The 20,755-nt window shown below is 66.1% G+C and carries 22 protein-coding genes; 16 read left to right on the top strand and 6 right to left on the bottom strand.

From position 1 onward, the window contains the following. Positions 1–1,409, top strand: a 1,409-nt coding sequence (locus tag AE618_RS13495) for a plasmid partitioning protein (protein ID WP_054209601.1), incomplete at its 5' end; no start/stop codon positions are given. Between the two features lie 119 nt (positions 1,410–1,528). On the opposite strand, the gene AE618_RS29260 is transcribed toward AE618_RS13495, so the two are convergent. Then, entirely contained in the window at positions 1,529–1,750 is a 222-nt protein-coding gene (locus tag AE618_RS29260; protein WP_054209602.1) for a hypothetical protein, read from the bottom strand. 56 nt (positions 1,751–1,806) lie between these two features. On the opposite strand from AE618_RS29260, the gene AE618_RS27365 reads away from it, so the two are divergent. Further along, positions 1,807–2,130, top strand: a complete 324-nt coding sequence (locus tag AE618_RS27365; protein WP_082365249.1) for a hypothetical protein — start codon at positions 1,807–1,809, stop codon at positions 2,128–2,130. A gap of 399 nt (positions 2,131–2,529) precedes the next feature. After that, positions 2,530–3,117 (top strand): hypothetical protein, encoded by a 588-nt coding sequence (locus AE618_RS13510; protein WP_054209604.1) that lies wholly within the window; start codon positions 2,530–2,532, stop codon positions 3,115–3,117. A 64-nt stretch (positions 3,118–3,181) separates the two neighbouring features. On the opposite strand, the gene AE618_RS13515 is transcribed toward AE618_RS13510, so the two are convergent. Both AE618_RS13515 and AE618_RS13520 read right to left on the bottom strand, forming a co-directional pair. Next, positions 3,182–3,655, bottom strand: a complete 474-nt coding sequence (locus AE618_RS13515) for a type II toxin-antitoxin system VapC family toxin (protein WP_054209605.1) — start codon at positions 3,653–3,655, stop codon at positions 3,182–3,184. Further along, on the bottom strand, positions 3,652–3,918 hold the full coding sequence (locus AE618_RS13520; protein WP_054209606.1) for a type II toxin-antitoxin system Phd/YefM family antitoxin: 267 nt from the start codon (positions 3,916–3,918) through the stop codon (positions 3,652–3,654). The genes AE618_RS13515 and AE618_RS13520 overlap by 4 nt, the downstream gene beginning before the upstream one ends. Positions 3,919–4,209: 291 nt before the next feature. On the opposite strand from AE618_RS13520, the gene AE618_RS13525 reads away from it, so the two are divergent. The 11 genes from AE618_RS13525 (at position 4,210) to hemN (ending at position 15,803) form a co-directional block, all read left to right on the top strand. Continuing rightward, complete coding sequence (locus AE618_RS13525) at positions 4,210–5,136, top strand: ArdC family protein (RefSeq protein WP_054209607.1); 927 nt, start codon at positions 4,210–4,212, stop codon at positions 5,134–5,136. A gap of 353 nt (positions 5,137–5,489) precedes the next feature. Then, positions 5,490–5,798, top strand: coding sequence for a DUF736 domain-containing protein (locus AE618_RS13530; RefSeq protein WP_054209608.1), 309 nt, complete (start codon positions 5,490–5,492; stop codon positions 5,796–5,798). 438 nt (positions 5,799–6,236) lie between these two features. Beyond that, a complete protein-coding gene (locus AE618_RS13535) occupies positions 6,237–6,443 on the top strand; it encodes a hypothetical protein (RefSeq protein ID WP_054209609.1) in 207 nt (68 codons plus the stop codon). A gap of 218 nt (positions 6,444–6,661) precedes the next feature. Then, positions 6,662–7,405 carry a ParA family protein gene (locus tag AE618_RS13540; protein ID WP_054209610.1) on the top strand — a complete coding sequence of 248 codons (744 nt, stop codon included), beginning with the start codon at positions 6,662–6,664 and terminating at the stop codon, positions 7,403–7,405. Between the two features lie 4 nt (positions 7,406–7,409). After that, the gene (locus AE618_RS13545; protein ID WP_054209611.1) at positions 7,410–8,360 is read left to right on the top strand and encodes a ParB/RepB/Spo0J family partition protein; all 951 of its coding nucleotides are present in this window, start codon (positions 7,410–7,412) and stop codon (positions 8,358–8,360) included. Between the two features lie 287 nt (positions 8,361–8,647). Next, positions 8,648–9,157, top strand: coding sequence for a plasmid mobilization protein (locus tag AE618_RS13550; protein WP_054209612.1), 510 nt, complete (start codon positions 8,648–8,650; stop codon positions 9,155–9,157). After that, complete coding sequence (locus tag AE618_RS13555; protein WP_054209613.1) at positions 9,157–10,215, top strand: relaxase/mobilization nuclease domain-containing protein; 1,059 nt, start codon at positions 9,157–9,159, stop codon at positions 10,213–10,215. Before AE618_RS13550 ends, AE618_RS13555 begins: the two co-directional genes overlap by 1 nt. Before the next feature lie 783 nt (positions 10,216–10,998). Continuing rightward, a complete protein-coding gene (locus AE618_RS13560) occupies positions 10,999–11,973 on the top strand; it encodes a GAF domain-containing protein (RefSeq protein WP_054209614.1) in 975 nt (324 codons plus the stop codon). 148 nt (positions 11,974–12,121) lie between these two features. Next, on the top strand, positions 12,122–13,639 hold the full coding sequence (gene adh, locus AE618_RS13565) for an aldehyde dehydrogenase (protein WP_054209615.1): 1,518 nt from the start codon (positions 12,122–12,124) through the stop codon (positions 13,637–13,639). A 138-nt stretch (positions 13,640–13,777) separates the two neighbouring features. After that, positions 13,778–14,185 (top strand): DUF779 domain-containing protein, encoded by a 408-nt coding sequence (locus AE618_RS13570; RefSeq protein ID WP_054209616.1) that lies wholly within the window; start codon positions 13,778–13,780, stop codon positions 14,183–14,185. 268 nt (positions 14,186–14,453) lie between these two features. Beyond that, positions 14,454–15,803 carry an oxygen-independent coproporphyrinogen III oxidase gene (hemN, locus tag AE618_RS13575; protein ID WP_054209617.1) on the top strand — a complete coding sequence of 450 codons (1,350 nt, stop codon included), beginning with the start codon at positions 14,454–14,456 and terminating at the stop codon, positions 15,801–15,803. A gap of 9 nt (positions 15,804–15,812) precedes the next feature. Here the strand turns inward: hemN and AE618_RS13580 are convergent, their stop codons facing one another. Genes AE618_RS13580 through AE618_RS13590 form a run of 3 tightly spaced genes read right to left on the bottom strand, consistent with a single transcriptional unit; the run spans position 15,813 to position 19,044 of the window. Next, entirely contained in the window at positions 15,813–16,985 is a 1,173-nt protein-coding gene (locus AE618_RS13580; RefSeq protein ID WP_082365250.1) for an NnrS family protein, read from the bottom strand. Next, the gene (locus tag AE618_RS13585; protein WP_054209619.1) at positions 16,934–17,527 is read right to left on the bottom strand and encodes a UbiX family flavin prenyltransferase; all 594 of its coding nucleotides are present in this window, start codon (positions 17,525–17,527) and stop codon (positions 16,934–16,936) included. The genes AE618_RS13580 and AE618_RS13585 overlap by 52 nt, the downstream gene beginning before the upstream one ends. Beyond that, complete coding sequence (locus tag AE618_RS13590; protein WP_054209620.1) at positions 17,524–19,044, bottom strand: UbiD family decarboxylase; 1,521 nt, start codon at positions 19,042–19,044, stop codon at positions 17,524–17,526. Before AE618_RS13590 ends, AE618_RS13585 begins: the two co-directional genes overlap by 4 nt. Positions 19,045–19,153: 109 nt before the next feature. Here AE618_RS13590 and ubiT point away from each other — a divergent pair, with 109 nt between their 5' ends. Then, a complete protein-coding gene (gene ubiT, locus AE618_RS13595; RefSeq protein ID WP_248310865.1) occupies positions 19,154–19,753 on the top strand; it encodes a ubiquinone anaerobic biosynthesis accessory factor UbiT in 600 nt (199 codons plus the stop codon). Continuing rightward, positions 19,744–20,721: a ubiquinone anaerobic biosynthesis protein UbiU gene (gene ubiU / locus AE618_RS13600; RefSeq protein WP_054209621.1), complete on the top strand. Its 978-nt coding sequence runs from the start codon at positions 19,744–19,746 to the stop codon at positions 20,719–20,721. The genes ubiT and ubiU overlap by 10 nt, the downstream gene beginning before the upstream one ends. Positions 20,722–20,755: the final 34 nt, after the last annotated feature.

Consider the following 20,755-nt stretch of genomic DNA (forward strand, 5'->3'; position numbering starts at 1 on the left):
ACATCGCCCGCGAGCCGCTGAACCCGGTCGATCAGTGGCGGGCGATCGAGCGTCTCGTCGCGCTCGGCTGGACGGAGGAAGCGATCGGCATCGCGCTCGCACTGCCGGTGCGCCAGATCAAGAAACTCAGGTTGCTGGCGAATGTGCTGCCTGCGATGCTGGACCACATGGCGAAGGGCGATATGCCGGGCGAGCAGCAACTGCGCGCGATCGCGGCCGCCAATCTCGACGAACAGCGCGAGGTCTGGAAGGCGCAGAAGCCGAAGAAGGGCGACCCGCAGGTATCATGGTGGAGCGTGGCGAACGCTCTGTCGAAGAAGCGCATGTACGCGCGCGACGCGAGTTTTGGTGACGATCTGGCCCAGGCCTATGGGATTTCATGGGTCGAGGATCTCTTCGCGCCGGCCGACGAGGACAGCCGCTACACCACCAATGTCGAGGCGTTCCTCGGCGCCCAGCAGGAATGGATGACCATCCACCTGCCCAAGCGCGGCGTCGTCACCGACGTCAACAATTTTGGCCAGGTCGTGCTGCCGCCCAAGGCCGAACGTGTCTACGGAAAGCCGGGCAAAAGCGATCGGACGGCGATGTATCTCGACCGTGAGGGCAAGGTGCAGACGGCTCACTTCCGCCTGCCGGAGCCAAAGAAGGCCAAGGGCGCCGACGACGCTGAGGGCGGCGACGACACGATCGTGATGGCTAAGCCACGACCCGACGTGACGCGCAAGGGCGTCGAGATGATCGGCGACCTGCGCACCGATGCGCTGCACGAGGCACTGGCGCGGGCGCCGATCGAGGACGACACGCTGATGGCGCTGCTCGTGCTCGCGCTCGCTGGTCGCAACATATCGGTCCAGTCCGGCGCGTCCGACGATGTCTACGGGTTTGCCCGGATGGAGCGGCACGCCGTGCAACTCGTCGATGCCGACGGCAAGCTCGCCTTCGACTGCGACACCCTGCGCGTTGCGGCACGGTCGGCCCTGATCGACGTCCTCTCGGCGCGAGAGAACCGGACCAACAGCGGCATCGTCGCGCGCCTTGCCGGCGACGCAGTCGGCGCGGACGGTTTTCTGCCGACCATGGGCACGGAGGAGTTCCTGTCGTGTCTGTCGCGCCAGGCGCTGGAGCGCTCCTGCAAGGACACACCTGTGCTTCCTCGCGCCCGGGTTAAGGACACGCGCGCTGCGCTCGTGGAGCATTTGACGGAGCAGCGGTTCGTCCATCCGTCGGCGGCGTTCGCGCCGACGGCGGCTGAGGTCGCGACCTGGCGCTCGAAGAGCACGGTCGGCGCGGATGACGACGCCGACGTCACGGCGGACGATGCTGATATCGGGTCCGGCGATGCCGCTGCACTCGATGACTCTGATCCTGAGGCGATCGACGAGGCCTACCGCGTCGCGGCGGAATAACTCCGACCCCCTCACTGACGCCCGATTGACCTCCCGCCGCCGGCCTCGTGCCGGCGGCGGTTTCGTTTTCACGCCAGCGCCATCACGGAGGACAACATGTCCGCGCACGCAATATTCGATCATGCTCCCATCGGCTCGATCATCTCTTGGTCGGACGTAACGCCGCGGCCACTGGCGCGCTTCACCAAGAGACTCGCGGCCTGGCTGACCAGCAATGGCAGGGGCCGGCTAATCCGGAAGCAGCCCGGCAGGAGCATGGGCAATCTCAGCCTGTCCGCCAGCTTCCAGCCGGCGAGTACGCGGTCGGTCGGTTCGGCTTCGTCATCGATCCGTCCCGTCATGCTGTCTACGCCGGGCCTTCCAGCTTCATCGGCTGGCAGCGCGGGACGTCGTCGTGATGACCGCGCCCGAGACGTTGGCGCAGCTTACTCGCATGGAGGAAGCGCGCCGGCAGGTTCAACGCCAGCTCGAGCTGATCGACCGGCAGATTGCGCGTAGGGCGACCGCACTGGTCCCGCAGCGGCGCAGGCGGCAAGGCCAGCGGCAAAGCGAGAGCTCCGGCGCGTGCATGGCTCTGGAGCGCTATCGCGCGACCCTTGCTGCGCTGATGGCTGAGCGTCAGCCTGAGATCGACGCGCTGTCGCGCAAACTTGCGCGGCAGGACCGGGCCATCGCCGCCCATTGCGAGCGTCATCGAATGTTTGCTGCGCGCGCGGCGTGACAGGGCAACTCGATCTGGCGCTTTGCTGGTTCGTCAGGCCCACAACGGTCGGCGGCGCGTAGCGGCGAGGTTCTGTCGGCCGTCTTCGGGTGCCTCGCGGCCGCCAAACGGGCGTGCCCTCGTCCTCTCGGGTTTGCTGCGGTCTGAACCGTCGGCCAGGCGCTTCAAGGCCGCGTGCCGCGCCGCGTGGCGGCCCGCCTTCGCCGATCTCGCAGACGAGGCGCCGCGTCCTTCGCGAGGGCTTACGCCCTGCTTGCCCGCCAGCCCCGTCCGCTCGCCTGGCATAGGCCGGGCCCTGATGCGCCAGGGCATTCGACGGTTCGGATCGACCGCACCCGAGGGGACAACGGCCAAGCGCCGATCCGGCTCCGAGGGTGCAACCGAATAAAGGACTTTCCCATGCCCAAGACCGCACATTCACCCCGCCAGACCGCCCGCGTCATTCCGCTCCGCAAGGGCACGACCATCGACATGACCCGGCTCGCCTGCCCCGACCAGCAACAGGCGCTCCTCATTGCTGAGAGCTTCGGGCTCCCGGTCCTCGACGGCGAGGGCATCCGCGACTTGCACGAGCGGTTGATCGTGGAGACCGCGGCGAGCCTGCAGGACGGGCTCGGCGAGCGGGCGATGCAGATCCACCTGCAGCGCATCGTCGGCGCCTATGTCGGTTCGGCCCATGGCGCCGGGCAGTTCTACTCCCGCGCGGTCACCGAGGCGCGGGACGCCACCGCCAAATCGGCCTGCGATGCTCGCGACGAGGATGTCGATGGCCCGGTCGGCTTCGACGGTCCAGCCCAGCGCAAACGCGAGTTCGCGGCCGACATGGGCGTCCAGGCGCATGCACTGCTTATGGCCGCAGAAGGTGCAGTTACGGCTTACGAGCAGGTCATCGGCGAACGATGGAAGCCCTTCGAGCGAGCAGCGGAAACCGCCGGGCCATCCGTCGATCGCAAGGCGGCGGCAGTTCAGATGGCGGCGTTCGGCTGAGGCTTGGCGAGCGGGGCGTCAGCCCCGCTCGCCATCTCTACGGTCCGTGCGATCGGACCACCGTTCACCGCGCTCTTTTTCCGGCAGGCCGAAGCGGAAACCGTTCCGGATTATCATTCCACGGATCGAACACCACCGCGCCGGTCGCGCCGACATCCTTGGTGTTGCGTGTCACGAGATAGAGATCGTGCTCGATCGCGGTTGCGGCCAGCATTGTGTCGATCACAGGCGGTGGATGTCCGCTTGCCAGCCTACTCTCTCCCGACATCCGCCCCCAGGCCAGCACGACCGGGTTGCTGACGCCGAGCATCCGATCCTGGAATCGTTGCGCCAGAGCGTCTCGGGCGGCCTTGTATCTCGGCCGGTCGGGATGATCGGGCGCTAGGTTGAAAATCCCCTTGTCGTATTCGGCCAGCGTCAGGATGCTGATGAAGAAGCTGTCCTCGGGCTGGTCGCGCGCCCATGCCTTCACCGACGGCGCGCCGTTGGGATTGATCAGTGCGGCGACGACGTTGGTGTCGAGAAGCCAGCCTTTCAAAGTTCGACGTCCCGCCCGAAATCCGCTTCGCGGGCTAAGTTGAGCCCGTCCAGATGCAGGCTCTCCATGAACTCGACGAAGGGCGCCTGCGGCTCTTGCGGAACCAGACGCTCGAATTCCTCGACGCTCATGACCACGACCGCGTCATGGCCTCGCACGCTCACCCGCTGCGGCCCCACGGTCCGAGCGTGACGCACGACTTCGCTGAAGCGAGCTTTTGCGTCTTCGAGCTTCCATCGTCCTTGAGGTATTGCCTTGGCCATTCACGCAGCTCTTTTCGTCATGATATTCGAGCTAGTCAGCTAGTCAGAAGATAGCGGCTCTCGGCCGTCGGCGCCAGCCCCGTCGAAGTGCGATTATTGTGAGCGGTTGGCAGGCGCTTCGATCGCGACCCGTCCCGATCCACGGTCTTAGCCGGGACGGCATCGGCTGCAACGGCTTTGCCGTCTTCCACTTCGTTCCAGCCCTTCGGGTGCAGCCATCGCCTGACCCCCGGCTTTTCGACCGCCGTGACGGGGTCGCGATCGGCGCGATCTCCACAAGGAGGTTGGATCATGAGCAGGTCAGAAGACAAACCGCGCGCGGACATTTATGCTCGGATCACCGACAGGATCGTCGCGGAACTGGAAAGGGGCGTGCGTCCCTGGATGCAGCCATGGCGTTCAGGCAGTGGCAACGGAAGCGTGACACGGCCGCTGCGGCATAACGGGTTGCCATATAGCGGGATGAACGTGCTCTTGCTCTGGTCTGAGGCTGCGGCGCGCGGCTTCGCCTCCCCGGTCTGGATGACATTCAAGCAGGCGCTCGAACTCGGCGGCGCTGTCCGCAAGGGCGAGACCGGTTCGATGGTTGTCTTCGCGAGCCGTTTCAAGAAAACCGAGACCGATGCCGCCGGCGACGCGGTCGATCGCGATATTCCGTTCCTCAAATCCTACACGGTCTTCAACGCCGAGCAGATCGATGGCCTACCCGACCACCATCGCGGGCAGGCTGAACCGTCGCGCGATCCGATCGAGCGGATCGACCATGCCGATCGCTTCTTCGCCCAAACCGGCGCCGTCATCCGACATGGTGGCAACCGCGCCTACTACTGCCCGGCGACCGACCACATCCAGATGCCGCCTTTCGCGACGTTTCGCGATGGAGCGTCTTATGTCGCGACGCTGAGCCACGAGGCGGCCCATTGGACAGCAGCCCCGCATCGCGTGAACCGCGATCTCAGCCGCTACGGCAAGGATCGCAGCGAGAGGGCGCGCGAGGAGCTGATCGCGGAACTTGGAAGCTGCTTCCTCTGCGCCGATCTCGGCCTTGTGCCGGAGCTGGAGCCGCGTCCAGATCACGCCAGCTATCTCGCTTCCTGGTTGCGGGTTCTGTCGAACGACAAGCGCTTCATCTTTTCGGCCGCGGCGCATGCGCAGCGGGCCGTCGCCTATCTGCATAGCCTCCAGCCGGAGGCAAGCTCAATCGCGGAGGCTGCATGAATGCTCGAGCTCGATGATGCCGGAGCCAGGTCGGGAATTGCGGCGAGTACTATCGCCTTCCGTATCCCGGGCGTCTGCTGGGCCTGGCGTCCACTGCGTCCTCGATGGGCATGTCTGACCGGAGGCCGTCGTCGCTGGCGCGCCGTCTCGCTCTCACACCTGCAACGGCCGTCCACGACTTTCTTCCCCTGGGCCCTGCGGTCCCATTCCTCGCGGGACAAGAAAGCCGCTCCCGTCCGTCCTTCACTGCGTTGCGGTCCCTTCAGGATGCAGGTCGATCGCCTCCGGTCCTTCGACTGCCATCGAGGCCGCGATGGGCGCAAGGCCTCGACCAACCAGAAGGAATTACGACAATGGCGATCATCGGCAGCTTCACCTCGAACGGCGACGGCTTTAACGGGATGATCAAGACCCTCAACCTCAACGTCAAAGCCAAGATGGTGCGTCCTGAGCGTCCATCCGAGAAGGGCCCAGCCTTCCGCATCCTCGCAGGCGCTGTCGAGTTCGGCGCTGCCTGGCAGAAGACCTCGACCGAGGGGCGCGACTATCTCTCGGTCAAGCTCGACGATCCCAGCTTCCCGGCCGCGATCTACGCCACGCTAATCGAGGTCGAGGGCACGGATGGCCTCCAGCTCATCTGGTCCCGGCCGACCCGCGACTGAGGCTAGCCCAAGATGGCCCCGCCGCGAGGCGGGGCCAATCCTTTTGGACTTTGGCTGCGTCGGCGCGCCGGTCCCGCCATTTCCCAGCGCGCAAGTGCGGATGTGGTTTGAACCACACCTCACTCGATGAAGCGGTCGGCGGGCGCATTGTGGTTCAAACCACACTTTCGGCAATTGGTGGTTCAAACCACATCTCGATCCTCGCACGCTCCAAGCCGTGTCAGCCACCCTGGTGCTTCCTGTGCGAGCTGGAGGGGCTCTCTGGTCGGCCCATGATACGGCCGGCGGAGCCCGCCTCAAGGACGCGCGGTGCCCCCAAAATGCTTCGCATTTCGGCTCCCCCTCGCGCCGCCTCCGGCGGTCGGCTGCGCCGATCCTTGACCCGGTCTCCGCCGACGCGTGGTGCGCCTTCGTCCATTCGAGACGAAGGAGGTTCTCATGACCATGCCGATCGATCAGCAGATTGCCGAACTCAAGGCCGAACTGAACAATGCTTGCCTGACGCCGCGCGAGCGGCGCGAAGCGCAGCGCGAGCTGGAATTCCTGTCCGAGCAGGATCGCGGCGAAGAGGAAGCGGTGTACTTCGCGGAGGTCGAGGGCTGGGCTGCGGGCCACGCGGTGGATCTGGCAGCGCTGCCGTTCTGAGGATCACGAATCGAACTTTCCGGTCTGACGCGACACGCGTCGGGCCGGCTTTTCGCATGTTGCCCGCGCCTGCGCTTGCTTCGCTGCGCGCAGGCGAGCTGTCCATGGCGCCTCGCCGCGGTGTGGTTTGAACCACACCGTCACGTCATCGCCGCGATCGGCCGTCAGAAGGCGTCGCGCATCGGAATTGTCGGGACCAGCGTCATGTCGCGTTCGCCATGAAGACCATCGTGATCAACAACCAGAAAGGCGGCGTCGGCAAGACGACGCTCGCTGTCCACCTTGCCTGGCACCTTGCCGAGACCGGCGGTCGCGTGCTGCTGATCGACGCGGATGCCCAAGGCAACGCCACCGACACGATGAAGCGGCATCGCGGCGACGTCACCGCCGCCGAGCTGTTTCGACAGGGCAGGGCTCCAGTCACTGGTGGGGTAGATGGCATCACACTCGCGGCCTCGGACAGCTCCCTCACCGATGTCGACCGTGGCGACGCCGCCGGCATCCAGCAATTCCGCGACAACCTCCGGGCCGGCAGCGCGGCGTTCGACGTGTGCGTCATCGACACGCCGCCCTCGCTGGGTTTGCGCAGCGTGGCCGCGCTGGTCGCCGCGACGCATGTACTGTCGCCGATCTATCTCGAGGATTACTCGGTGAAGGGTGTGAAAGGCCTGCTCCAGACCGTGATCGGCGTGCAGCAGCGCTATGGCCGCTCCGACATGAAGTTTCTGGGGCTGCTGCCGTCGAACTTCAACACGAAGTCGCCGCGCCAGCGGGCGCATCTCGACCAGCTTCTGCGCGAAGCGGGCAAGTACGTCTTTCCTGGCCACATCGTCGCGCGCGACGGCTATGCCGAGGCGGTGGCGGAGGGCGTTCCCGTCTGGACATTGAAGAAGCGCTCGGCGCAGGAGGCCGGTAGGGAAATCCGCACCGTGCTGTCGCGCATCGTCGAGCAGATGGGGTGATGGCATGGCGCTGGATCTGAGCTTCAAGGACCTTGCCGACGTCGCTGTCGGCGATGCGTCTGACGGTCGGCCGCTCAAGGTCGCGCTGGACCTGATCGACGAGGATCCCGACCAGCCGCGGCGCGAGTTTCGCGAGGAAGAGCTTCAGAATCTTGCGGCGTCGATCCGGATTGAGGGCATCCTCCAGCCGATCGTGGTCAGGCGCTCGCCGCAGGCTGGCCGGTTCATCATCGTGATGGGCGCACGGCGCTACCGGGCGGCGAAGATCGCCGATCTCGTCGAAGCTCCGATTTTTGTTCGGGACGCGGATGAAGCGAACCCCTACGCCCAGATGATCGAGAACATCCAGCGTGACGATCTGAAAGCCAACGAGATCGCACGTTTCATAACGGAGCGGCTTGAGGCGGGTGAGAAGCAGACCGAAATCGCGCGACGTCTCGGCAAACCGCGCGACTGGGTTTCGCGCTATGGCGCGGTCCCGAAGATGCCGCCTTTCCTACAGGAGATGCTGGCGACGAGTTCGATCCGGGCGGTCTACGAACTCTATCAGGCCTGGCGGCAGGAGCCGAACGATGTCGAGCGCGCGGTCGAGGATCGTACGGCCTTCACCGATGCCCAAGCGCGCGAGTTAGCGGCGAGGGTTCGCTCATCCGGCACGCCATTAGGAGCGATCGATGCGAAAGCCGACGAGCCGGTTGGCTCGATGGAGAGCGCTGAGCCCAGTCATCGACCCGACCGGAGTGCGCGCGCTTCAGCAGCGACGGCGCCGCAAGCGTGTCCTGCTGCAAAGGGTGTGGCTGTCGTGCGGGTCCGTGTCGGCAAGCGATATGGTGCTTTGGTGCTCGATGACACGACGGCGAGCGGCCAAGGGTTCGCGCGCGTCTCGTTCGATGACGGGTCGGTCGAGGATGCCAGCGTGGCCGCGCTTCGGATCGAAGCGGTTCTCATCGGCTAACACTGCGATACGAGCGCCTCGCTCAGAGTGTGGTTTGAACCACACTGCTTCATTCCAAGGCGGTCTCATTTCCTAAGCCAGCGACAGCATCGCCGGTTTGCTGGGGGCAGCCGAGAGCGCTCATCAGCTGCCCCTTCACGAATCGTTAACCGAAGTGGATTGTTGTGAGTTTTTGGTTGCGTTTGTAGTGCAGGATAGGCTTGCCGCCAGCGAATTATTACGCCAGTTTGGAGTGAAGGCGTGCTTCCGCGCGTCGATAGTTCTCGCTGCGGAGATGGAGCGCCCTGATGCCGACGCTGACGTTGCGGGTCTCGGATGACTTGGCGCTTCAGTTCGCGGCGCTTGCTGCGACGGAGGGCGGCAAGTCGGCGCTGATCCGGCGACTGCTCGAGGGCGCTGTCGGGGGGCCGGATTCGAAACGCGCGCCCGTGGCAATCGGCGCACCGCAGAAGGTGACGGTTCGCTTCCGGGAAAGCGAGTTGCGTCAGCTGGGCGAGATGGCGGCGGCGCGCGGAATGACGCGGACGCAGTGGATCACATCGTTGGTGCGGTCGCGGCTCGGCGCTCCAGCGCAGCAATCCGATGGCGAGCGCGAGGCGCTGCGAACGATCGCTCGCGAGCTCAATCGGATCGGTGGCAACATCAATCAAATCGCCCGGGCTGCAAACGGGGGCGACAGCAGTTCGGCCGCAGGTTCCAAATCGGGGCTCGCGGATGCGCGCACGGCGCTCGAAGCGCTTCAGGGTGAACTCAAGGACGTGTTGGATCGAACCAGCACCTATTGGGAGGGCCGCTGATGAGCGGGAAGGGCGCTCAAGAGCTGCTCGATGATCTGCCGCCGATCTCTTATGTCTGGCGGACGCCGGTGCTCCGACCGCGCGTGTCTGAGGCCGACATCCCAGATCCCGTTAGCCCGCAGCGCGTCACGCCGGCGATGCGGGCGCGGCTCGAGCGCATCGTGGGTCGCGCGCCGGAGGTGATGGTGAAGATCACTGGGCGCACCAAAGACGCCGGGCATCTCAAATCCCATCTCGAATACATCATGCGCAATGGCGCGCTTACGGCGGAGACCGAACAGGGTTCGCTGATGCAGGGCAGGGAGGGTCTCAAGGACCTGCAGTCGCGCTGGACTGAGGATGCCGAGCTTGACGACAAACGCCGTCGCGATGGCAGTGTGTCGGTCAACATCATCCTGTCGATGCCGCCGGGCACCGATCCGAGCGCGGTGAAGGATGCCGCGCGGGCGTTCGCGATCGAGACTTTTGAGGTCAACCACGACTACGTCTTCGTCCAGCATCTCGATGACAAGCATCCACATGTGCATCTGACGGTTCGCTCGCAGGGCTACAATGGCAAGCGCCTCAACCCACGAAAGGCCGATCTGGCGACCTGGCGAGAGCGGTTCGCCGGCGAGTTGCGCTTGCGCGGCGTCGCGGCCGAGGCGACGCCGCGGCGGACGAGGGGGAAGGTACGCAAGCACGACAAGGGAACGGTGGTGGCGCTGCGCCGTCGCGGTGTGGTCCCGGACGCCGACAAGGGAGCTCGGGAGGATGTCGTTCGCGCCGTGAGGGCTTGGGCCTCAGCTGCGCGTCCCTGGGAGCAAAAGGCTCGCGAACGGCAGGCGAAAATCCGGGCGCAGTACCTGGATCACGCCAAGGAGCTGGAGCGCACCGGGAAGGGGAGCGATCGGGCGCTGGCGATGAAGGTGCGAGAATTCGTGGCGAAGATGCCCGATCCGGAAACGCGGCGGGAGCAGTTGCTGCGGGAATTGGCAGCCTCTGCGCAACGCAAACGGACCGACCCGGCACGAGGCGAAGCGAAGCGCGAACCGGGGGAACCTCGTGGCGAGCGGTAGGTGTGGTTTAAACCATCGTTCGAGGCTGCGCGCCCGATCTTCTTGGCAAGATGCGCGCCGATGAGATGTCGATAGTAACTGGGCTTGATGTAGTCCCCCCCGACGTCGTGCTGATGCTACTGGAAGGGAAAAATGGGCGCGGACTCTGAATGCAGCGGAGTTGGTTGAGCTGGGCCCGGTAAAGCTTGCTGGCCACGCTTACCCAGCAAATAATCGATAGGATTGCCATCGAAGAAAAGTCTGCCCAGGAGAGGACTCGAACCTACCGGCCAGTCCCGAATTCCTTGAAAAACAAAGGAAATTCCGCCGCCGATTCCAACTCTGTGTGGGAGTACAGAGTGGGATCGCCTAATGCTCAGGATAGCGGACTTGATCCATCTTGCAAGCGCCTACGCTCCTCTGCAGCCAATCCATCTTGGGCGGTTCATTGACCCGCAGCAAAGCAGGGATGGACCATACCGGGAGAGGGACTCATACCGTCCCCCCACACCCAAGCGCCCGTGTAATTTCGGTTCAGCAGCCGAAACTGGAGTTAAAAACAAGCCCCAACCATCGCGCAACAACCTCTCGGCGATGAGGGAGCGATTCCGGCTTGGACGACGTAATCGGTACGTGTTGGGCAAAGCTGATATCCGCCCTACCCAGAACGAGCTCTAGGGAAAGCTGACTTGGTTGACAACAAGGCCGGAACGGCCGGAACATGTCGGAAATCGCATGCATGCGATGGCGTCGCTGCCGTCGGCCTCAAAAGACATGCGAGGCGGGTGGAAACGGGTGTCAGGCATGGCTGAGAAGGGGCGGGCCCATCACGCCAATCGGATTTATTCGACCTTGAGCAACGCGGCAGCGGTTGGCCAATCCGCAGTGGCGGCGTCGTGGTCGCGCTCGGTCGTGAAATACGGCCTCGACCCTGATCACGCTCGTCCGCCCTGGCGTCTCGGTCAGGCTGAATTCGATGCTGCCTTCGAACGCCTGGATCCGTTGATCAGGCTGGCGCAGACCTCGCTGGATCGCCTCTTCCAGTCTGTCGGCGATGCCGGCTGCTGTGTGCTGCTGACCGATCGCGAGGGCATTCCGCTCGACCGGCGGGGCGTGGCCGGAGATGATCTCGACTTCCGCAACATGGGCCTCTGGACCGGCATGGTCTGGAGCGAGGCCAGCGAGGGCACAAACGGCGTCGGCACCTGCGTCGCCGAAGGGCGCCCGCTGACGATCCATCGCGACCAGCATTTCCTCACCCGCAATATCGGCCTGAGCTGCACCGTCGCCCCGATCTGGGATGCGCGGGGACGGTTGATCGCGACGCTGGATGTTTCGACTTGCCGCGCTGACCTGACGCCGGCCATGTTGAAGCTCGTCGCCAGCGCGACGGTCGAGGCGGCGCACCGGATCGAGGACCATCATTTCCGGATGGCCTTTCCGAAAGCGCGGATCGTGGTTGCACAGGACGGAGCCGGCGGCGGCGGCGGGCTTCTGGCTGTCGACAAGGGAGACCTCGTCATCGGCGCGAGCCGCGCCGCGCGACTGGCCTATGGCCTGACCGACGAACGGCTCGCGCAGCCCTTTCCGGCGGAAGACCTGTTGATGGGTCACGAAGCCAAGCCAGACGAGGAACTGAGCGCCGCCGAGCGCGGCGTCGTGCAGAGAGCGCTGGCCCGGGCCAATGGCAACGTCTCCGCAGCCGCCCGCGCGCTCGGCGTCAGCCGCGCAACCATGCACCGCAAGCTTGCGCGGCTGGGGCTTGAACGCGCCCGATAAGGACAACTCAGCGATCCCTTCCGCGATCTGTCGCAAAGCTGAGACAGTCCTGCTGTCGAAAATGCGGATTCGATCCTGACAGCGGCGCTGGATTGGGCCGATCCTCCTTCTCAGGGCGCGGCCTCAATGCGCTGACAAGGAGGACACCATGAACAAGCCAGAATTCATCCGCTCGTCCGCGACGCCGTTCAAGGCGCGCTACGGCAATTTCATCAACGGCAAATGGGCCGAGCCGATCTCGGGGCGCTATTTCGAGAATACCTCGCCGGTGAACGGCCGGCTGCTCTGCGAGATCGCGCGTTCGGATGCCAAGGACATCGAGGCGGCGCTCGATGCCGCCCACGCCGCCAAGGACGCCTGGGGCCGCACCAGCGTCGCCGAACGGGCTTTCCTCCTCAACAAGATCGCGCAGGTGATGGAGGACAATCTCGATCTGCTCGCGCAAGCCGAGACTTGGGACAACGGCAAGCCGATCCGTGAAACGACCGCCGCCGACATGCCGCTGGCGATCGACCATTTCCGCTACTTCGCTGGCGCGATCCGTGCGCAGGAAGGCGGCCTTTCGGAGATCGACCACGACACCGTCGCCTATCACTTCCACGAGCCGCTCGGCGTCGTCGGACAGATCATTCCCTGGAACTTCCCGATCCTGATGGCGGTGTGGAAGCTCGCCCCGGCGCTCGCCGCCGGCAACTGCGTCGTGCTCAAGCCGGCCGAGCAGACGCCGGCCTCGATCCTCGTCTTCGCGGAGCTGATCGCCGACATCCTGCCGCCGGGCGTGCTCAACATCGTCAACGGCTTCGGCCTGGAAGCCGGCAAGCCGCTGGCTTCATCCAGCCGCATCGCCAAGATCGCCTTCACCGGCGAGACCACAACCGGCCGGCTGATCATGCAGTATGCCAGCCAAAACCTGATTCCGGTGACGCTCGAGCTCGGCGGCAAGTCCCCCAACATCTTCTTCAAGGACGTCGCGGTCGAGGACGACGACTTTCTCGACAAGGCGATCGAGGGCTTCGTCATGTTCGCGCTCAATCAAGGCGAGGTCTGCACCTGCCCGAGCCGAGCGATCATCCATGAGAGCATCTACGACCGCTTCATGGAAAAGGCGCTGAAGCGTGTCGAGGCGATCAAGCAGGGCGACCCGCTCGATTCCTCGACGATGATCGGTGCGCAGGCCTCGTCGGAACAGCTTGAGAAGATCCTGAGCTATTTCGACATCGGCCGGCAGGAGGGCGCGCAGGTGCTGATCGGTGGCGAGCGCAACGAACTGCCGGGCGATCTGGCGGGCGGCTACTACGTCAAGCCAACCGTCCTGAAGGGCCACAACAAGATGCGTGTCTTCCAAGAGGAGATCTTCGGGCCAGTGGTTTCGGTGACGACCTTCAAGGACGACGAGGAGGCGCTATCGATCGCCAACGACACGCTCTACGGTCTCGGCGCCGGCGTATGGACCCGCGACGGCAATCGCGCCTACCGCTTCGGACGTGCCATTCAGGCCGGCCGGGTCTGGACCAACTGCTACCATGCTTATCCGGCCCATGCGGCCTTCGGTGGTTACAAGCAGTCGGGCATCGGGCGCGAGAACCACAAGATGATGCTCGACCACTATCAGCAGACCAAGAACATGCTGGTCAGCTACTCGCCCAAGAAGCTAGGCTTCTTCTGAGATCTCCCCGAGGCCTGAAGCAGGGCCGACTTCCCGGCACGATCGAGGGCGCCCGTCGCCACCGCATCGTGCCGGGCTTTCGCGATCCGTCATGGGAAGATGATGCCGGCGGCGGCTCCAGATGCAGGAGGCTTCGACATGAGAGAGCATGCCATCGAGCAGGTTTCGGCCACGCCCGCCGCGCTCGACCTGATCGCGCTGCTGCAGGCGGAAAACGGCCCTGTGCTGTTCCATCAATCCGGCGGCTGCTGCGACGGCTCCTCGCCGATGTGCTACCCGCAGGACGACTTCATCATCGGAGACCATGACGTGAAGCTCGGAGAGGTGGGCGGTGCTCCGGTCTATATCAGCGGATCACAATTCGCAGTCTGGCGGCACACCCAACTGATCATCGATGTGGTGAAGGGGCGAGGCGGCATGTTCTCGCTCGAGAACGGCACCGAGCAGCGCTTCCTCACACGCTCGCGGGCCTTCTCCGGCGAGGAGATGTGCCGTCTGGATGCAAGGCGCCTTGAATCGGCTGACGAACGCGCGCCGACGGCTTAAGCATCGATCGCCGCCGCCTTGGCGACCGCAGAAGCGACCCTTCCAAGGATGCGTCACGCTGCACAACGGCATTTTTCGTTGTCGCATTATCCGCCCCGGCTCGTTCGTCGTCCCACATGAGCGCGGTATTGGCCAAAGGGATTATGCTGACATGCTATCCATTCCCTGACGACCATAAGTTCGGTTCGGAACTTGTGCCTGGTCAAAGAGAAGCCGGTCCTAGGCTCCTATTGTCCGAGCCAATTTGAATTGCCGCAGGGAACAACTCGTGGAAGCCCAGAGAACGCCTGACCTCGACGAACGTCTGCCCCGCTACACGAGTTATCCGACGGCACCGCATTTCAGCACCGATGTTGATGCCGCCTGCTACGGGCGCTGGCTGGCCGAACTCGCGCCGAAGACGAAGGCCTCGCTCTATCTCCACATTCCGTTCTGCCGCTCGATGTGCTGGTATTGCGGCTGCCATACGACGGTCGCCCTGCGCGATGGGCCAATCGTCGACTACCTCGCGGTGCTGCGCCGCGAAATCGACCTCGCGGCAGGTCATCTGCGAGCGCCGCTCGATGTGCGCCATATCCATTTCGGCGGGGGCACGCCGACGATTCTGGAGCCCGACGATTTCGTCGCATTGATCGGACTGCTCAGGCAGCGTTTCGCGCTCGATCCGGCGACCGAGATCGCGGTTGAGATCGACCCGCGCCGCCTGACGCGGGCGATGACGGCGGCTCTGGGCGAGGCGGGAGTCAACCGCGCGAGCCTCGGCGTGCAGAGCTTCGATCCTCTCGTGCAGAAGGCGATCAACCGCATCCAGAGCGTCGAGGAGACCGCTGCCGTCGTTGCAGACCTGCGCGCGGCCGGCATTGGCGGGGGGGATTTCGGCTTGATCTACGGCCTGCCGAAGCAGACGCTGGCCTCCTGCATCGACACGGTCGAGCGCTGCCTGGACATGCGGCCGGAACGCTTCTCGATCTTCGGCTACGCGCATGTGCCGGATTTCAAGAAGCATCAGCGGCGCATCGTGGCGGCCGACCTGCCCGATGGCGCGGCGCGGTGGGAGCAGGCAGAGGCGATGGCGGAGCGGCTCGTCGCGGCCGGCTATGTCCGGATCGGGCTCGACCATTTCGCGCGACCCGAGGACGAGATGGCGCAGGCGCTGGGCAGCGGCAGTCTCCGCCGCAATTTTCAGGGCTACACCACCGATGGCTGCGAGGTGCTGCTCGGCTTCGGCGCTTCGGCGATAGGCCGGCTGCCGCAGGGCTATGTCCAGAACGAGGTGGTGATCGGGCGCTATGTCGAGCGCATCGGGCAAGGCGAGCTGCCGACGGTCAAAGGCTATCGGCTGAGCGCCGACGATCGCCTGCGGGCCGAGCTGATCGAGCGGCTGATGTGCGATCTCACGGTCGATATCCACGCGGTCTGCGCCCGGCACGGCGCCGATCCGCACTCGCTCGCCCCATCGCTGAGCAAGCTCGACAGGCTCTCGCAGGAGGGCATGATCCGCTTCGACGGGACGCGTATCCTGCTGCCGGAGCATGCCCGCCTGCTGGTGCGCAAGATTGCCTCCGCCTTCGACGCCCATATCGACCAGCCTGCGCGGCGCTACAGCCGCGCCGTTTGAGAGACGGCCTCAGCGCCACAGCAGATGCCGCCGGAAGGCGGTGAGGAAGATTCCGAAGGCGGCGATCCATCCGGTTGCGGCCAGCGGGAGCCAAAGCGCTCCGCCGATGTCGGAGAGCAGCCGGAACGGCGCGCAGAGGGCGGCGCAGGCGAGCGCGGCGTTCGCGCCCCGCGGATTCAGGAAGGCCCGCCGCGTCTGCCGGCGGATCATGCTTTGCATGACCGCGAGGCACATCAGCCCGATGGTGCCTGCCGACCAGGCATGGACGACCATGGCCTCGCTGACATCGGGCAGGCCGGCGCCGCGCCATGCGGCAAGACACAGTCCAATCGGGAGCCAGCCATAGGCCAGGTGAAGGGCGATCAGTCCAGGATGGCGGGCGACGCGCCAGGGCCGCCAGGAGACCAGGCGGGCCAATTGCAAGGCTGCCGCCACGAGCAGGCAGACCGCGCCGCCCGGCCCCCGCTGAAGGCACCAGAGGCCGAGGGCGGCGGCAAGCGCGAGCGCCGCCGCGATCTCGACACTTCGCGGCAGTCCCGGTCTCGCCTCCTTGCCCTGCAGCGACAGGAAGGAATGCGTCAGGGCCGGGGTGATCCGGCCGCCGATGACCGCTACCAACCCAAGCAGGGCCGCGAGCGCGATGCGGTGCCCAGCATCGGCCGGCAGGAGGCTCGATCGCGTGTCCACTAGCACCGCTCCCGAAGCGAGCAGGACGAGCAGCGTCACGACCTTGACCTCGCGCATCCTGCGGGCGGAGGCGATGCGGACCGCGAGAGTCGCGGCGAGACAGAGGATGAAGCCGGCCGACAGCGGCTGCGACAGGGACGGCGCCCATAGATGGGCCATCCGGCCCGCCAGCCAGAGAACAAGGAGGCCGTTCTGCAGTGCGCCCGAGACCAGCGACGCGCCGGTCCAGCGCGGCAGTGCCGTCAGCAGGAAGCCCGCCATCACCGCTGGAACCATGCCGAAGATCAGCTCGTCACGATGCCATGCCGTGCTCGACATAACCTCCGGCAACAGGTCGGATCCTGAGCCCAGCCATGGCAGGATGCCGGCGACGGCATCAAGCGCTGCCAGTACGAAAAAGGGACGGAATGGTTGCCGTGGGCGGGACGTCGATTCGCCGATCGTCACGCCGCCCCGTCTCCGCCCGGCCATTCCCTGATCGGGAGGTCGTCGCATTCGAGGTCGACAAGGCCGATGGCACGCAGCGCGATCTGGTCGATGATCTCGGCGATGCTCTGCGGCTTCAGATAGAAGGCCGGGACCGGCGGTGCGACGATCGCGCCGAACTCGGTGACCTGCGCCATGGCGCGCAGATGGCCGAGATGCAGCGGGCTCTCGCGCGCCAGCAGCACGAGCCGGCGTCGTTCCTTCAACTGCACGTCGGCGGCACGCACGAGCAGGTCGTCGAGCTGGCCATAGGCGATCGCGGACAATGTCCGCATCGAGCAGGGCGCCACGATCATGCCGGCCGTGCGGAAGGAGCCGCTGGCGGTGGTGGCGCCAATGTCGCCGGGATCGTGGCAATGGGTCGCGAGGCGGCGCGCCCGGTCGATGGCGTCGGGGCCGAGCTCGCTGGCCAGTGTCCGCTGGGGGGCCGGCGAGACCACGAGATGGATTTCGGTCGCGGCGCTCTGGGCGAGCCGTTCGAGCACGCGCAGCCCGATCGCCGCTCCCGATGCGCCGCTGATCCCGACGATGACCCGCGCTGGCCGGCTCATGACGAGGTTCCGGGGGCGCGGGAAAGGCCGAGGACCGGCCAGAGCGCGTCGATGCGGGCGCTGACGGTCGGGTCCATGGCCAGCACGCTGCCCCATTCCCGCTCCGTCTCGGGCGGCAGCTTGTTCGTGGCGTCGATGCCGAGCTTACCGCCGAGGCCGGGCTTGGGCGAGGCGAAGTCGAGATAGTCGATCGGCGTGTCGGTCAGGGTCACGAGGTCGCGCGTGGCGTCGGCCCGGGTCGCCACCGCCCACATCACCTGCGCCCAGTCGCGCGGATCGATATCGGCGTCGACGACGATGACGAGCTTGGTATAGGTGAATTGCGGCAGCATCGACCACAGGCCGAGCATCAGGCGGCGTGCCTGGCCGGGATAGCGCTTGGCGATGGAAACGACCGCGATCCGGTAGGAGCAGGCCTCGGGCGGCAGCCAGACATCGACGACTTCGGGGAACTGGCGGCGCAGCATCGGCAGGAACAGAACGTTGAGGGCCTCGCCGATGCGCGAGGGCTCGTCCGGCGCGCGGCCGGTGAAGGTCGAGAGATACAGCGGCTGGCGGCGCATCGTCACCGCCGTCACCCGCATCACCGGGAAGGGCTCCACCGCATTGTAGTAGCCGGTATGGTCGCCGAAGGGACCTTCCGGCGCGGTCTCGCAGGCCGAGACCATGCCCTCGATCACGATCTCGGCCTCGGCGGGGACGGCGAGCGGGACGCTGACGCAGCGCGCCAGCAGCGGCCGCTCGCGACGCAGCAGGCCCGAGAAGCGCAGTTCCGACACCGTCTCTGGCAGGGGCAGGACGGCCGACAGGATCGTGGCGGGATCGGCGCCGATCACGATGGCGACGGGCATGTCGGAGCCGAGCCGGCGCCATTGCTCATGATGCCGCGCGCCGCCGCGATGGGCGAGCCAGCGGATGACCGCCCGGTCGCGGCCGAGCACCTGCATGCGGTAGACGCCGATATTGCCCTCGTCCTCGGGCGAGGGTTCCGGCGGTGACGTCATCACGAGAGGCCAGGTGATGAGCGGGGCCGGCTCGCCCGGCCAGCAGATCTGCACGGGCAATGCGGTCAGGTCGATCTCGTCGCCGCGGAAAACCAGCTCCTGCACCGGTGCGCGTCGGCTCTCGCGCGGGCGCATCGACAGGGCTGCGCGCGCCAGCGGCAGCGCCCGCCAGGCCTCGGCCAGGCCGCGCGGCGGGCGCGGATCGCGCAGGTCGGCCAGCGCCTGGCCAAGGGCCGGAAGATGCTCGGGCTCGATGCCGAGCCCCCAGGCGACACGTTCGACCGTGCCGAAGAGGTTGGTCAGGAGCGGGATCGGCGAGATCGTTCCGTCCGGCCGCACCGGGCGCTCGAACAGCAGGGCCGGCCCGTTCCCGGCGATGACGCGACGGTGGATCTCGGTGACCTCATGCACGACGCTGATGGGCTCGGCGATGCGGCGCAACTGGCCGGCCGTGTCGAGATGGTCGGTGAAGGCGCGCAGGTCGGCGAAGCGGGGGAGGTCGCGTGTCAGCAAAGGAGGGCTCCAGTCGCCGCAGCATCGCCGATCCGGACCGGGCCCGTCTTTGTTCCCGCGCAAGGACCCGCCGCGGCCGGCGGGCTAGACGAAGGCCCGGAGGTTATCGATGGCCCATCCCGACACGCCGCATCTCGACGCGTTCCATGCCGACATGGCTCCGACGGATGCGGTCCCGCCGACCCTGCCGGCCTTGGTGGCGCTCGCCCTGCGGCCGCTGCCGCTTGCGCCGCTGCAACCGGCGCTGGCCTTGATGCTGCGCCGGATCGGCCAGTGCCATCCCAGGCTCTATGGTCGCCTCGGCGAGCATGCGAGCAAGCGCTTCGGCATCGATCCTACCGACCTACCCTTCAGATTCGTGCTGGAGCCGCGGCCGCAGCGCCCTTCGGTGCGAGCCGTCCGGTCCTTGCCGAAAGGACTCGATGCGCAAATCCGGGGCCCGCTCTCGGCACTGATCGGCATGGCAGAGGGCTCGCTCGACGGGGACGCGCTGTTCTTCTCGCGGATGCTGGTGGTCGAGGGCGATGTCGAGGCCGTTCTCGCGCTGCGCAATGCCATCGACGATGCACGGCTCGATCTCGGCGCGCTGCTGTTCGGCGGGCTCGGCCCGCTTGGCCGCGTGCTGACCGAGGTGCTGCGACGGCATCGGCAGCCGCCTGCCGATCCGCTCGGAGCCAGGCCGCCATCCGGAGCCAGACCATGGAACTGATCTGTCCGGCAGGCACACGGGCCAGCCTGGAGGCCGCCGTAGAGGCTGGCGCCGACGCCATCTATTGCGGCTTTTGCGACGAGACCAACGCCCGCAACTTCCCCGGCCTGAATTTTACGCGCGAGGACATGCGCGCCGGCATCGCCTTCGCGCATCGCCACGGGGTCAAGGTGATGGTGGCGATCAACACCTTCGCGCGGGCCGGTGCGCTGGCGCTGTGGGAGTCCGCCATCGACGATGCAGTCGAGGCCGGGGCGGATGCGCTCATCCTTGCCGATGTCGCGACGCTCGACTATGCCGCCCGCCGCCATCCGCAGCAGCGCCTCCATGTCTCGGTCCAGGCCGGCGCCGCCAATCCCGATGCGATCCGCTTCTATGTCGAGAGCTTCGGCGCCCAGCGCGTCGTACTGCCGCGCGTGCTCAGTGTGCCGGAGATCGCCGCGATCATGCGCGAGACCACCTGCGAGACGGAAGTCTTCGTCTTCGGCGGGCTGTGTGTGATGGAGGAGGGCCGCTGTTCGCTGTCGTCCTATGCCACCGGCAAATCGCCGAACATGCAGGGCGTATGCTCGCCGGCGAGCCATGTCGCCTACAAAGAACAGCGCGGCGAGGTCGTCTCGACGCTCGGCGGCTTCACCATCAACCGCTTCGCCAAGGACGAGCCGGCGGGCTATCCGACGCTGTGCAAGGGGCGTTTCTCGACGCCGCAGGGCTCGGGCTACATCTTCGAGGATCCGGTCAGCCTCGATGCCGCGACCATGCTGCCGGCGCTGCGCGCTGCCGGCGTGACCGCGCTCAAGATCGAAGGGCGCCAGCGCGGGCGCGCCTATATCGCGCAGGTCGTGCGCGCCTTTCGGCGCAGCCTCGCCGCACTCGATGCGGGGATGCCCGCCCCGGCCGCCGGGCTGGCCGCCATGAGCGAGGGGCAGGCCAGCACGGTCGGCGCCTACCGCAAGACTTGGCGGTAGTCAGGGCTTGCGGTGACAGGGATTTGGCGGTGAC

The sequence above is a fragment of the Allobosea vaviloviae genome (assembly GCF_001298265.1).
Taxonomy (GTDB): Bacteria; Pseudomonadota; Alphaproteobacteria; order Rhizobiales; family Beijerinckiaceae; genus Allobosea; species Allobosea vaviloviae_B.